Genomic DNA, 12857 nt, shown 5'->3' with positions numbered 1-12857 from the left:
CCGCTACCGCCCTCCACGCTATACTGAAAAGTCAGGAATCTCTCTCAGGAACGAGTCAACATGGCATTGACCCTCAAGGTACTGCTGGAAAACCGCCGCGCCGCCGGCGCCGACCCATTATTGCAGGCCAAGGCAGGGCTAAGCCTGCTGATTGAGGATGAGACGACGTCCATACTGTTCGATACCGGCCCCGACGACAGCTTTCTGCGCAATGCGGCGCTGATGGGCGTCGATCTCTCCCGTATTACCGCAACAGTGCTCTCCCACGGCCACTATGACCACTGCGGCGGCGTCGCCTGGCTGCCGGACAACAGCCGCATCATCTGCCACCCGCAGGTCGGGGATGAACGCTATGCGGCGCTGAAGGTGCTGGGCCACACCCGCAAAATCAAAAAGCTCTCCTTGGATATCGACTACTCGCGCCACCGCATGCACTACAGCCGCGAACCGCTGGCGATCGGCGATCGCTTTATGTGGTCAGGCGAAATCGCGGTACCCGCCCCGCGCGCCTACGGGGTGATCGCCGGGGACAACGCGGCGGTAGATTACGTGATCGACGAAGGGGTGCTGATTTACAAATCGGATCGCGGTCTGGTGATCGTGACCGGCTGCGGGCACCGCGGGATCGTCAATATCGTGCGCCATTGCCAGAAAATCACCGGGATCGATCGGATCCACGCCCTGATCGGCGGTTTTCATCTGCGCTGCGCTTCCCCGCGCACGCTCTGGCGCGTCCGCCGTTTTTTGCGGCAGCATCAGCCGGAAAAGATCATGGGCTGCCACTGTACCGGCGCCTGGGGCCGGCTCTGGCTGCCGGCAGGGATCTCACCGGCCACCGGCGATACGCTGATCCTGGATTAGACGTACCGCCTTACACAAATAGCGTCGCTATCACCGCGATGCCGCAGCACAGCACCGCTATTCCCACCATCTTTTGCCGGCCGTCGCCCCGCTGTAAAAAATACAGTGATGGGATGAAAAAGACGGTCATCACGATAACGGGTATCGACCAGCTCGAGATGATCTTGATAATACTCGGATTAATCGTGCCGATAAGCGTACAGACAATAATGTTCCCCGCGATAATTCCCTTTTTTCCCGCCATACCGAAGGACGTAATACCGTCGATTACACCAGTCAACGTGCCCATATAAGCACCACCGGTGAGCAAACACAGCAATAGGGCTGCGCCTAACCATGCCATCGAGTTGCCGGTCAAGCCGGCGGTATAAAACAGCGCATCCACATTACGGCCGTTAATGATCGAGATATCATCCAACGTCAGCAAGCGGCTGATAGCGATAACGATCATGGCGATAAACGCCAAGATCAGTATCTTGCCGAACAGAATACTGCGCGCCTGCGGCCGCACGGCGCTTTTCGCAAACCGCTGGATGCACGGGGTAAAGTTAAACGTAAAAAGAAAAATCGGCAGCAGCATCAACGTCTGCAATGAAATGCTCGGCGGCGCAGGCGCCAGCTGAGCCCCAGCAGGTTGTAACAGGAAAAACACCGTCAGGATCGCCACCATCACGATAGAAACCAGTGCCATTCTGGAGATCAGGTGCTCAATTCGCTGGCTAAACGCCAACCATGCAGCCGACAGCATCGCACTCAACAACAGCGAAATACCGCCCCGAATCCAGAATCCATCGTGGAAAAAAGACACGACAACGTTAACCAGAGTAATGAAATTTATCAGCACGATAATGATCATCGACAGAATAAACAGCACACAGACAATTGACGCCGCCCGCTCGCCGATAAACGTCGATGATGCCGCCAGGAAATCTTTCTCCGGGTGCGAAGTGATGAATTTGAAAAAAAGATAGTGCGCCATCATCGATACCGACATGGCGATAACGATAAACAGCGCGAACGCTTTCATCCCCAACACGCCCGGCCCCACAGCCTGGGGCAAAAAGAAAATCCCGGCGCCGAATGCCGTGGAGAAAAAGGTAACTGGCCAATACAGGTGTGAAATTTTCATGATGATGCTCGACCATCATGGCTATGCGGCAACGCATAGCCAACTGGCAAAAAAAATGTCATTCGAAACAGGATCTGCCGAAGAAGACCAGTAAGGAAGGCAAGGAGAAGTTATCGTAAAAAGTCGCGGCTGCACGATAGCCGTTAAGCACGTTAACGCGCGAACACAGCGGAAAAACGCCAATATGCGACGTGTAATTATCGAAGACTTTATTGGAGGAAATGCGATACCGAATGGCCCTGAACGTCGCGGCATTTCCCGCCGCGCAGGTCGGTTTATTTTCCTTGATGATATCGAACCTATGCTCTCCCACCGTCATCTTCACATTGCCGTCTTGGCGCTGAAAATACGCCTCTTTATCCATACGGTTCTTAATATGGCGTTTAAAGCGATCCGCCATGTTTTTTTCACTGACATAAAATGTATTTATATCAATACCATGTCTTTGATTCGACGCCAGAATGTAGTCATTTATTTTTTCCGGAATAATATACGGCGATGTCGCTATCTTCCTGAATTCGTTAGCGCCGTCTATCTCGCTGCCATCGCTTTTTTCCATATAGAAATCATTTATTTCCATCAAGAAGTCCGGCTGAACATTGAGTTGTCGAATGGATTCGGCTATGTAGTCAATGCAGAATTGCGCTGATTTTTCCACTTCACTGCTGACAGAAAAACGATCGTCCAAATTAACCACGGTATGCCCACCGGAAATCAGCACCTTATCCGTCAAAAAAGGCGATGCCAGCGCGATGAGCTCTTCGACGTTGTTATTTGAAACCTCATTATTGACCACCTCAATGATTCCATTCTGATCGGCTTTGTAGACGATAAAACGATCTTCACCCTTCCAACCTTTTTTGCAGTTGCATTTATATTCTTTAAAAACAACACGTTCAGCTGTCTTATAAAATTCGGCGCTTTGCAGCGGCATTAACTCGAGATCTGGCATGCCCTTCTTCCCTATTCGTAGCCAATGACGCCAATTTTTTATAACAATAGCTAATGTAAATTTAGTGATCTGACTCTGATAATTAACAATCACCCACATAAATCATGGTTTTTTTGGCCTTGGTCACACTTCCAAGTTTAGGTTATTTTAACCATTTTTATTTTGTGGTTTTATGTGTCCAACAAACGGATGCGGAGAGGTGGGCGAGTGGTTTAAGCCAGATTTAAGAAACTAACCGTTTCTTAAATCCACACGAGTCATCGTGTCGTAGGTTCGAATCCTGCTCTCTCCGCCAACTTTTTCTTATCTGATAGTTATTTTTATAGATTCATTAGACGCCGTCGATTCGAACGTGGTTGGTTTCGGTACTGATTAATTTTATGCGCTTATTCAGATCCGCACGCTCTTCTCCCTCCCCCGCCTATATAGCGCAAAAGCCAACAAATCGGATAAAACGCATAGTGTTTTTTGATGATAAATCCTCAACTTAGTCTTAATCTAACACCCCTGCGTTCTTAGCGACCCTCTGTCATGGAGTGAACAATGGCGTGTCATTTTGCCCGCTGGACCCCGGCCTCCCCTGTCCTGGATACCCAAAGACTCTCCGACGAAGTGATAGCCGCCACCCGCACCTTTTCCGTTAAACGCCGCACGCGCTTTCTGCAAGGGCGCATTCTGCTCGCCGAAATGATGTTCTATCTGTACGGCCTGCCGACGCTGCCCCCCATCGCCACTACGCCGACCGGCCGCCCCTGTTTCGCCGATCATCAGCTGCCCGACTTTAGCCTCGCTTACGCCAGCAACACCGTGGGCGTGCTGCTCAGCGACGAGGGCAAAGTCGGACTGGATATCGAAGTGATGCGCGCGCGCGGCACCCGGCAAAGCGCGCTGCAACACGCGCATCAGACGCCAGCGGAAAGTGCCTGGATCGGCGCGCAGGACGATCGGCTGGAGGCAGAGACTCAGCTGTGGAGCATCCGGCAAAGCGTGCTGAAAATTTCCGGCCTCGGCAACAGCGGCCAGGCTACGCTGCGTCTGCATCCCTTCTCCGGCCACCTGCGCTCCAGCGCCACGCCGGACGTTCAGGTGATGAGCGACGCCGACGAATACCTGAGCTGGGCCTGCGCCGGCAGCCCCGGCCTGGACCGCCTGCTGTGCTGGCGCTACGAAGAGCGCCGCGGCCTGCACAAAGACGGGGAAATCTCGCCGCGCAGCCCGGCGGCATCCTCGCGCTTCGTTAAACTGACGGGCCTGAAGACGCCCGGTTAACGCAGCGCAAAGCGGATAACGCTGTCTTTACCGCACAAGTTGCTGGATTAAATTGTAAAGACAGCTAAATGTTGAGCAATCGCCTATTCTCGACCCGCGCTTTAGCCTACTATTCGCCCATGTTGTACGCTGAATCTGCTCATTCGAAAGGGAGAATCACCATGTCAGACCAAGCCTTGAAAATCGTCACTCTGCTCGGCAGCCTGCGCAAAGGCTCCTACAACGCCATGGTGGCCCGCGCCCTGCCTGGGCTGGCCCCACAAGGCGTCACCATTGAAGCGCTGCCTTCCATCCGCGATATCCCGCTGTACGACGCCGACATGCAACAGGGTGAAGGCTTCCCTGCCGCTGTCGAGGCGATCGCCGAACAGATCCGCCAGGCCGACGGCGTGATCATCGTCACCCCTGAATATAACTATTCCGTGCCCGGCGGGTTGAAGAACGCCATCGACTGGCTGTCTCGCTTGCCGAATCAGCCGCTGGCCGGCAAGCCGGTCGCCATTCAAACCAGCTCGATGGGGCCGATCGGCGGCGCGCGCTGCCAATATCATCTGCGCCAGATCCTGGTGTTCCTCGATGCGATGGTAATGAACAAGCCTGAGTTTATGGGCGGCGTGATCCAGAGCAAGGTCGATGAACAGGCCGGTGAACTGAGCGATCAGGGAACGCTGGATTTCCTGACCGGCCAGCTGTCCGCGTTCAGCGATTTTATTCGCCGCGTGGAGTGACCGTCTCGCGGCGCCCGCGGGGCGCCGCAACAGGACATGAAGTCCGTCAATTCATTGAAAATTAAAGCCATAGCATCATGTATTTTTTCATTTTAGCGTTATTTTTTGTTTCCATCACCAGTCCCGCTTTCGCCGCAGACATGCGTTATCCCGCCGGTGAAGAGCCGCTGGAGCTGCCGGCACACAGCGCGCTCAACGCCCAGCTGTCGCGATCCGCGCAAAACCAGGAAGACAAAAAGCTGGGCGCCATGTCGCTGTACCTGACGCTGATGCGCGAAGACGGCCGCAACGTCTGGGCGCCCTACCAGCTGGCGGTATCGTCGGCGGAGAAAGGCCAAACCGAGCTGGCGGAGCGCTACCTGCAGCTGAGCGCCGACCGCGGCCTGTGGTACTACTACAACCTGCTGGAGGACGACGCCTTCAACAGCATCCAGCACTCCGCCACCTACCAATCGATCCTGGCCGCCACCAAAGCGCGCTATCTGCAGCACGCCCGTCACTATGAAGGCAAGGCCAGCTACGCGATGCCGGACGGCGAAGCGCCGCCCGAAGGCTGGCCAACGGTGATCTTCCTGCATACCTACGGCAAAGCCGCCGCCATCAGCCCCGAAGAACGGCTGCTGTTCGGCGAAATGGGCGTGGCGTACATCGAGATCAACGGCACGCAGATGCTGTCGGAAAACAGCTTCCGCTGGTCGAATTACAGCGACGAGAGCACCCACACCGCCATTCAGCGTACGCTGCAACAGCTGGCTCCGCAGCTAAAGCTGAATACCCAACGGATTTACCTCAGCGCCCGCGGCCAGGGCGCACTGCACGCCGCCAACCTGATCGCGAAGTACCCGCAGTTTTACGCCGGCGCGCTCCTGATCGCCCCCAACGGGGAGATCAAGCCGGCCCAGCAGTCGCTGGCGGCGCAAAAGAAAATCGTGATGGCGTATTACGATCGGCAGAACTTCAGCGAGCAGGCGCTGGCATTGCACTTCGCCAATCTGTTCGGGGAGGATAATCAGGTGTAGACGCTGCACTTCGCCCAGGGAGAGGATGCCGCCGGCAGTTGGCAGGCGCGCTTCAGGCGGCCATTGCAGTGGGTGTTGGATCGGGCGCCGGATGCGACGCCGGGCGTCTAGGGGTTCAGGGCCGGCAGGCGCCGGCCCTTTGGCGGTCAATGGCCGTCGACGAAGACGATCTTCAGCACGAACAGCAGCGCCACCACCACCACACACGGGCTGATTTCACGCCAGCGGCCGGTGCCGAGCTTCATCACGCAGTAGGAGATAAAGCCGAGCGCGATACCTTCGGTGATCGAGAAGCTGAACGGCATCATCACCGCGGTAACAAACGCCGGTACCGCTTCGGTCAGATCGTCCCACTTCACCCGCGCCAGGCTGGAGGTCATCAGCACGCCGACGTAGATCAGCGCACCGGCGGCGGCGTAAGCCGGCACCATGCCCGCCAGCGGCGACAGGAAGATCACCAGCAGGAACAGCAGGCCGGTGACCACCGCCGTCAAACCGGTGCGGCCGCCGACGGCGACGCCGGAAGAGCTTTCGATGTAAGCGGTCACGGAAGAGGTGCCCGCCAGCGAACCGGCCACCGAGCTGATGCTGTCGACGTACAGCGCCTGCTTCATACGCGGGAACTTGCCCTGGCTGTCGGTCAGGCCGGCTTTATCGGTAACGCCGATCAGGGTGCCTGAAGAGTCGAACAGGTTCACCAGCATAAACGAGAAAATAACCCCGGCCAGCCCGATGTTCAGCGCGCCGGCCACGTCGACCTGGCCCACCACCGAGGTGATGCTCGGCGGCAGGGAGAACAGGCCGCCGTATTTCACGTCGCCCAGCATCCAGCCGATAAGGGTGGTGACCACGATCGACACCAGCACCGCCGCGTGGAAGTTACGCGAAGAGAGCACGGCGATGATGAAGAAGCCGAGCGCGCCCAGCAGCACATTGTGCGAGGTCAGGCTGCCGATGGTCACCAGCGTGTCCGGGTTGGCCACTACGATGCCGGCGTTTTTCAGCCCCATCATGCCGATGAACAGACCGATGCCGCTGGTGATGCCGACCCGCAGGCTGACCGGAATGTTGGCGATCATCCAGTAGCGGATGCGGAAAATGGTCAGCAGCAGCAGGCCGACCGCTCCCCAGAAGATGGCGCCCATGCCCACCTGCCAGGAGATGCCCATCGCCCCGACCACCACGAAGGCGAAGAAGGCGTTCAGGCCCATCGCCGGCGCCAGCGCCACCGGCAGGTTCGCCAGCAGGCCCATAAAGATGCTGCCGAAGGCGGCGATCAAACAGGTAGTGACAAATACCGCCTGGGTATCCATGCCCGCCGCGCCCAAAATTTGAGGGTTAACGAACACGATATACACCATGGTGAGGAAGGTGGTGATACCGGCAATCGTTTCCGTACGCGCCGTCGTGCCATGTTGCTTGAGTTTAAACACGCGCCCAAGCAAGCCTTGCTCAGCGTCAAGGCCAGATACTGGTTTGGTCATTATCAGAATTCCGAAAATGGGAATGGACAGTCGCCGGCTATCCTATAACAAAAAGTGGGGCTTTTGACGCCGGTCACAGGTTTTTTTCGCCGTCTTTACGGCTAAACGCGTCAACGGCTTGTATTTACAGGCTTTCATTCCCCGTTCCCGCCCGCTGCGTTGCCGTTTGCCGGCACGGCCGATAAAATGGCCTATCGCATCTCTTACCCTACCCGCTAAAAAAACAGGAATCCGCATGTCTTCGACCTTTATCGATAAGCTCGCGTTAATTACGCTGAAAGATGACAAAGTGGCGCTGGTGCGTTCACACAATAAGACGCTGTTTTATGTCCCGGGCGGAAAACGCGAAGCGGGTGAAACCGACGAACAGGCGCTGTGCCGCGAAATCGACGAAGAGCTGACCGTTGCGCTGCTGCCGAGCTCCATCGCGTTTTACGGCGAGTTCACCGGCCCGGCGGACGGCAAGCAGGACGGCACCCAGGTGCGCATTCGCTGCTATCAGGCCGACTTTACCGGACAGCTGCAGCCGGCCGCCGAAATCGCCGAACTCAGGTGGTGCGACAGCCGCGATTTACCGCACTGCTCACACGTCGCCGCGCTGATTTTGCACGATCTTAAGGCGCGTAACCTGATCAAGTGATCGCTGAGCGGCCTCAGCGGCGTTAACCCGAAGGAACCTGTCCCGCATGAATCAGATTGACTGCATTTTGTTCGACTGCGACGGCACGCTGGTGGACAGCGAAGTGCTGTGCAGCAAAGCCTATGTGCACATGTTCGCCCGCTACGGCATTCACCTGTCGCTGGAAGAGGTGTTCAAGAAATACAAAGGGGTGAAGCTGTACGAGATCATCGATCGGGTCAACGCCGAGCAGGGCACTAACCTGGCAAAAGAGGCGCTGGAACCGCTGTATCGGCAGGAGGTGGCGCGGCTGTTCGACAGCGAATTACAGCAGATTGCCGGCGCCCGCGAGCTGCTGGCGCAGGTGACGGTGCCTGTCTGCACCGTCTCCAACGGGCCGGTCAGCAAGATGCAGCACTCACTCGGCCTGACCGGCATGCTGCCTTATTTTGATGACCGGTTGTTCAGCGGCTATGACATTCAGCGCTGGAAGCCGGATCCGGCGATCGTGTTTCACGCCGCCGAACGGATGCAGGTACCGGTGGCGCGCTGCATCCTGGTGGACGACTCGCCCGCCGGCGCCCAGGCCGGCATCAACGCCGGCATCCCGGTCTTTTACTTCTGCGCCGATCCGCATAACCCGCCGATCGACCACCCGCTGGTGACGACGTTCGACGACCTGGCCCAGCTGCCCGCGCTGTGGCGCGAACGCGGCTGGCGGCTCACGGCCGATTAACTGGCCGGCAACGGCGGCTTGTTGCGCCACCAGCGCCAGGACCGTTTCAGCGCGCGGGTTTGCGCGCCGAAGCGGCGGTTAATCGCGTTGGCCAGCAGATCGAGCGCCAGGCAGAACACGAAATAGACCAGCGCCACGAACAGGAACACTTCCATCGGGTAGACCATGCTGCGGTTGTTGACCTGGGTCGCCAGAAAGGTCAGTTCGCCAACGCCGACGATATAAGCCAGCGAGGTGTCTTTGATCAGGGAGATCCACTGGTTAATGAACGACGGCACCATCATGCGCAGCGCCTGCGGCAGCACGATCATGCGCAGCGTCTGCCAACGGGTCAGCCCCAGAGAAAGCCCGGCCTGCCACTGGCCGGGGCCGATCGCGGCGATGCCGGCCTTCACCGCATGGGCCAAATAGGCCGAAGCGATCAGCGCCAGCGCGCACACCACGGTAGTGATTTCCGGGATCTCGACGCCAAACACCATCGGCAGCAGGAAATAGGTCCAGAAGATCAGCATGATGACCGGAATGGCGCGGAAAAAGCCCAGCACCGCCGCCAGCAATCCGGCAGCGACGCCGCGCGACATCGCCAGCGCCACGCCGAGTAAGGTACCAAGCACCGCCGAAGCCACGCCGGCCATCAGGCTGATCGCCAACGTCAGCGCCGCGCCGCCCAGCGGTCCGTCCGGCCAGGTGCCCCACAGCAGGTAGCCCAGGTTATCGTGAATTACGCTGAAATCCATCTCAATGCCCTCCCAGCGATTTACGCTGTTGGCGCCACATGCCCCAGCCTTCCAGCAGCGCGATGATGGCGATATACAGCACCGTCGCCACGCCGAACGCCTGGAAGGTGCGCAACGTTTCGGTTTCGACCTGACGCGAGGCGTAAGAGAGTTCGGCAACGCCGATCGCCATGGTCAGCGACGAGTTCTTGATCACGTTCATGTATTGCCCGAGCAGCGGCGGCAGCGCGATTTTCAGCGCCTGCGGCAGCACCACGTAGCGCATCGCCTGCCAGCCGGTCAGCCCCAGCGCCTGGGCGGCATATTTCTGCCCGCCGGCGACGCCGCGAATACCGGAACGGATCTCTTCGGCGATAAAGGCGGTAGAGTAGAGCGTCAGGCCGAAGAAACCGGCGAGAAACTCGAACGACGGCCACTCAAGCGGGCCGACCTGATGCGAGCTGTTCAGCCACTGCATGGCGGCGGACGGCAGGATCTGCCCGGCGGCGAAATACCAGAAGAACAGCTGCACCAGCAGCGGCGTATTGCGAAACAGCGAGCTGTACCCCATCGCCAGCCAGCGCAACGGCCGCAGGCTGCTGTCGCGCATCGCCGCCAGCACAAAGCCCAGCAGCGTGGCCGCCAGGCCCGCGCAGGCGGAAAGCCACAGCGTCAGCAGAAAGCCGTGCCACAGCCAGCTCAGGTATTGCGGCGCCAGCAGCCAGTCCAGGTTCATGTTCAATCCTTGTCTTGCAGAATGCATCAGGGGCGCAGCAAGCTGCGCCCCTCCGTGCCGATCTCACCGCGAGCGGTTAAATCAGGCTTTCGGTTGCTGATCCAAAGGCGCGATTTTGAAATCACCGCGCGGTTGGGCGGATTGGGTTTCCGGCCCGAACCAGCGATCGTAAATCTTAACCGCTTCGCCGTCTTTTTCCAGCTTGATCAACGTCTCGTTCACCGCGGCGGTCAGGCGATCTTCGCCCTTGGGAATGCCGACGCCCTGGTACTCTTTGGTCAGGCTGAACGGTGAAATTTCAAACTCCGCCTTCTGCGCCGCCGGCAGGTTGCCGAGCAGGCCGACCAGCTTGGCGTCGTCCTGAGTGATCGCCTGCACGTTGCCGTTACGCAGCGCCACAAACGCCAGCGGGGTGTCATCGTAAGAGATCACTTTCGCCGTCGGGAAACGCTCGCGCAGGGTGATTTCCTGCACCGTGCCCTTATCCGCGCCGATGCGCAGCTTCTTGATGTCTTCCGGGGTTTTCAGCACGCCTTTGCGGGCGATGAATTTCTGGCCGGTAGCGAAATATGGCACGCTGAAGTTCACTTCCTTGGCGCGCTCGTCGGTAATGGTGAAGTTGGCGGCGATCAGGTCAACCTTCTTCGACACCAGCAACGGAATGCGGTTGGCCGGGTTGGTGGCGCGCAGCTCCACTTTCACGCCCAGCGCTTTACCGATCGCATCGGCGACGTCCACATCGTAGCCCACCAGCTTCTTGCTCTGCGGGTCGATGTAGCCGAACGGCGGGTTGCTATCGAACACCGCGATACGCACCACGCCGGCTTGCTTGATATCGTCAAGTTTGTCCGCGTGCGCGGCGCCGGCGGCGAGGCCGGTCAGACTGGCTAACAACGTTAAGGCCAAAGCGCGATGTTTCATAGAAAGCTCCTAAGTGGTTGATGTCCTGCTGGCGGATAAGCTAGCAAGCGCCACATAGGTCAGGAAATAATATAAAAAGCTATATTTATAACCTTTTTATCTTTACGCGCTTAAGATGGAATAAAGGCGCGGGAAACCGCGCCTTTGAAGGATATTACCCGGAAAGGGTTAGTCGGCCTTTTCGTCTTTACCGCCCGGAGAGAGTAGCTTTTCCAGGGCATCACCACCCAAATGACGGAAGTCCTGCCCTTTGACGAAATAGAAGATAAATTCGCAGATGTTCTGGCAGCGGTCGCCGATGCGCTCGATAGAACGGGCGCAGAACAGCGCGGTCAACACACTGGGAATGGTGCGTGAGTCTTCCATCATGTAGGTCATCAGCTGACGCACGATGCCTTCATACTCCTGGTCGACCTTTTTATCTTCACGGTAGATACGGATCGCCTCGTCCAGATCCATGCGCGCGAAGGCGTCCAGCACGTCGTGCAGCATCTGCACGGTGTGGCGCCCCAGCGATTCCAGGCTGACCAACAGCGGCTGGTGCTGGTGCGAGAACTTTTCCAGCGCGGTGCGGCAAATTTTGTCCGCCACGTCGCCGATGCGCTCCAGCTCGGAAATGGTTTTGATGATCGCCATCACCAGGCGCAGATCGCTGGCGGTTGGCTGGCGCTTGGCGATGATGCGCACGCAGGCTTCGTCGATCGCCACTTCCATCATGTTGACCTTGGCGTCGCCTTCGATCACGCGCTTGGCCAGCTCGCCATCCTGATTGTGCATCGCGGTGATAGCGTCAGTCAGCTGCTGCTCCACCAGCCCGCCCATGGTCAGCACCTGGGTGCGGATATGCTCAAGCTCTGCGTTGAACTGGCCGGAAATGTGTTTATTTAAATTCAGGTTATCCATGATGCTTCCTATCAACCATAACGGCCAGTGATGTAGTCTTCAGTCTGCTTTTTCTGCGGCGCAGTGAACAGGTTATCAGTATCACTGAACTCGATCAGCTCGCCCAGATACATAAATGCGGTAGAGTCGGAGCAGCGCGCCGCCTGCTGCATGTTGTGCGTCACGATCACCACGGTGTAGTCGGCCTTCAGCTCGCTGATCAGCTCTTCAATCTTACCGGTGGAGATCGGATCCAGCGCCGAGCAAGGCTCATCCAGCAACAGCACTTCCGGACGAATGGCGATGCCGCGGGCGATGCACAGACGCTGCTGCTGGCCGCCGGAGAGGCTGTAGCCGCTCTGGTGCAGCTTGTCCTTGGTTTCGTTCCACAGCGCCGCCTTGGTCAGCGCCCACTGCACGCGCTCGTCCATATCGGCGCGCGACAGCTTTTCAAACAGGCGAACGCCGAAGGCGATGTTGTCGTAAATCGACATCGGGAACGGCGTCGGCTTCTGGAACACCATGCCGACCTTGGCGCGCAGCAGCGCGATATCCGAGTTGTCGGTCAGGATGTTCTGGCCGTCCAGCAGGATGCCGCCTTCCGCGCGCTGTTCCGGGTACAGCTGATACATCTTGTTGAAGGTGCGCAGCAGGGTGGATTTGCCGCAGCCGGATGGGCCGATAAACGCGGTGACCTTGTTCTTGGCGATATCCAGCGTGATGTTCTTCAGCGCATGGAATTTGCCGTAGTAGAAGTTCAGATCGCGTACCTGAATTTTGCTGCTGGAAGCGTCAGTAACCATAC

The 12857-nt window shown here is 57.9% G+C and carries 13 protein-coding genes and 2 pseudogenes; 7 read left to right on the top strand and 8 right to left on the bottom strand.

Features of this window, described 5'->3' with window-relative positions; translation table 11 throughout:
* The first annotated feature begins 60 nt into the window (after window positions 1-60).
* A complete protein-coding gene (locus ACUXAC_RS21865) occupies window positions 61-861 on the top strand; it encodes an MBL fold metallo-hydrolase (RefSeq protein WP_060424361.1) in 801 nt (266 codons plus the stop codon).
* Window positions 862-871: 10 nt separating this feature from the next.
* Here the strand turns inward: ACUXAC_RS21865 and ACUXAC_RS21860 are convergent, their stop codons facing one another.
* Together ACUXAC_RS21860 and ACUXAC_RS21855 are read right to left on the bottom strand one after the other, a co-directional pair.
* Entirely contained in the window at window positions 872-1990 is a 1119-nt protein-coding gene (locus ACUXAC_RS21860) for an amino acid permease (protein WP_387443782.1), read from the bottom strand.
* 58 nt (window positions 1991-2048) lie between these two features.
* Entirely contained in the window at window positions 2049-2942 is an 894-nt protein-coding gene (locus ACUXAC_RS21855) for a hypothetical protein (protein WP_060424366.1), read from the bottom strand.
* A gap of 193 nt (window positions 2943-3135) precedes the next feature.
* Here ACUXAC_RS21855 and ACUXAC_RS21850 point away from each other — a divergent pair.
* From ACUXAC_RS21850 to ACUXAC_RS21835, 4 genes and pseudogenes are all read left to right on the top strand, one after another.
* Window positions 3136-3237, top strand: a pseudogene (locus ACUXAC_RS21850).
* Window positions 3238-3485: 248 nt separating this feature from the next.
* Window positions 3486-4211 (top strand): 4'-phosphopantetheinyl transferase family protein, encoded by a 726-nt coding sequence (locus ACUXAC_RS21845; RefSeq protein WP_387443778.1) that lies wholly within the window; start codon window positions 3486-3488, stop codon window positions 4209-4211.
* A gap of 161 nt (window positions 4212-4372) precedes the next feature.
* Window positions 4373-4939 carry an NADPH-dependent FMN reductase gene (locus ACUXAC_RS21840; RefSeq protein ID WP_025304752.1) on the top strand — a complete coding sequence of 189 codons (567 nt, stop codon included), beginning with the start codon at window positions 4373-4375 and terminating at the stop codon, window positions 4937-4939.
* Between the two features lie 77 nt (window positions 4940-5016).
* A pseudogene (locus tag ACUXAC_RS21835) lies at window positions 5017-6069 on the top strand (hypothetical protein).
* A gap of 35 nt (window positions 6070-6104) precedes the next feature.
* On the opposite strand, the gene ACUXAC_RS21830 reads toward ACUXAC_RS21835, so the two are convergent.
* Complete coding sequence (locus ACUXAC_RS21830) at window positions 6105-7442, bottom strand: NCS2 family permease (protein WP_028128066.1); 1338 nt, start codon at window positions 7440-7442, stop codon at window positions 6105-6107.
* A 235-nt stretch (window positions 7443-7677) separates the two neighbouring features.
* On the opposite strand from ACUXAC_RS21830, the gene ACUXAC_RS21825 reads away from it, so the two are divergent.
* Together ACUXAC_RS21825 and yieH are read left to right on the top strand one after the other, a co-directional pair.
* Window positions 7678-8082: an NUDIX hydrolase gene (locus ACUXAC_RS21825; protein ID WP_060424368.1), complete on the top strand. Its 405-nt coding sequence runs from the start codon at window positions 7678-7680 to the stop codon at window positions 8080-8082.
* Between the two features lie 46 nt (window positions 8083-8128).
* The gene (yieH, locus tag ACUXAC_RS21820; protein WP_060424370.1) at window positions 8129-8797 is read left to right on the top strand and encodes a 6-phosphogluconate phosphatase; all 669 of its coding nucleotides are present in this window, start codon (window positions 8129-8131) and stop codon (window positions 8795-8797) included.
* Here the strand turns inward: yieH and ACUXAC_RS21815 are convergent.
* From ACUXAC_RS21815 to pstB, 5 genes are all read right to left on the bottom strand, one after another.
* On the bottom strand, window positions 8794-9534 hold the full coding sequence (locus tag ACUXAC_RS21815) for an amino acid ABC transporter permease (protein WP_100396620.1): 741 nt from the start codon (window positions 9532-9534) through the stop codon (window positions 8794-8796). The two genes, yieH and ACUXAC_RS21815, sit on opposite strands and share 4 nt — an antisense overlap.
* Window position 9535: 1 nt before the next feature.
* A complete protein-coding gene (locus ACUXAC_RS21810; protein ID WP_387443770.1) occupies window positions 9536-10249 on the bottom strand; it encodes an amino acid ABC transporter permease in 714 nt (237 codons plus the stop codon).
* Window positions 10250-10330: 81 nt separating this feature from the next.
* Complete coding sequence (locus tag ACUXAC_RS21805) at window positions 10331-11170, bottom strand: ABC transporter substrate-binding protein (protein WP_019455482.1); 840 nt, start codon at window positions 11168-11170, stop codon at window positions 10331-10333.
* A 168-nt stretch (window positions 11171-11338) separates the two neighbouring features.
* Window positions 11339-12073 carry a phosphate signaling complex protein PhoU gene (gene phoU / locus ACUXAC_RS21800; protein ID WP_016929613.1) on the bottom strand — a complete coding sequence of 245 codons (735 nt, stop codon included), beginning with the start codon at window positions 12071-12073 and terminating at the stop codon, window positions 11339-11341.
* An 11-nt stretch (window positions 12074-12084) separates the two neighbouring features.
* Window positions 12085-12855: a phosphate ABC transporter ATP-binding protein PstB gene (pstB, locus tag ACUXAC_RS21795; RefSeq protein ID WP_016929614.1), complete on the bottom strand. Its 771-nt coding sequence runs from the start codon at window positions 12853-12855 to the stop codon at window positions 12085-12087.
* Between the last annotated feature and the right edge of the window lie 2 nt (window positions 12856-12857).

The sequence above is a fragment of the Serratia sp. 121840015-1 genome (assembly GCF_053627655.1).
This window is presented reverse-complemented; position numbering and strand designations above follow the sequence as displayed.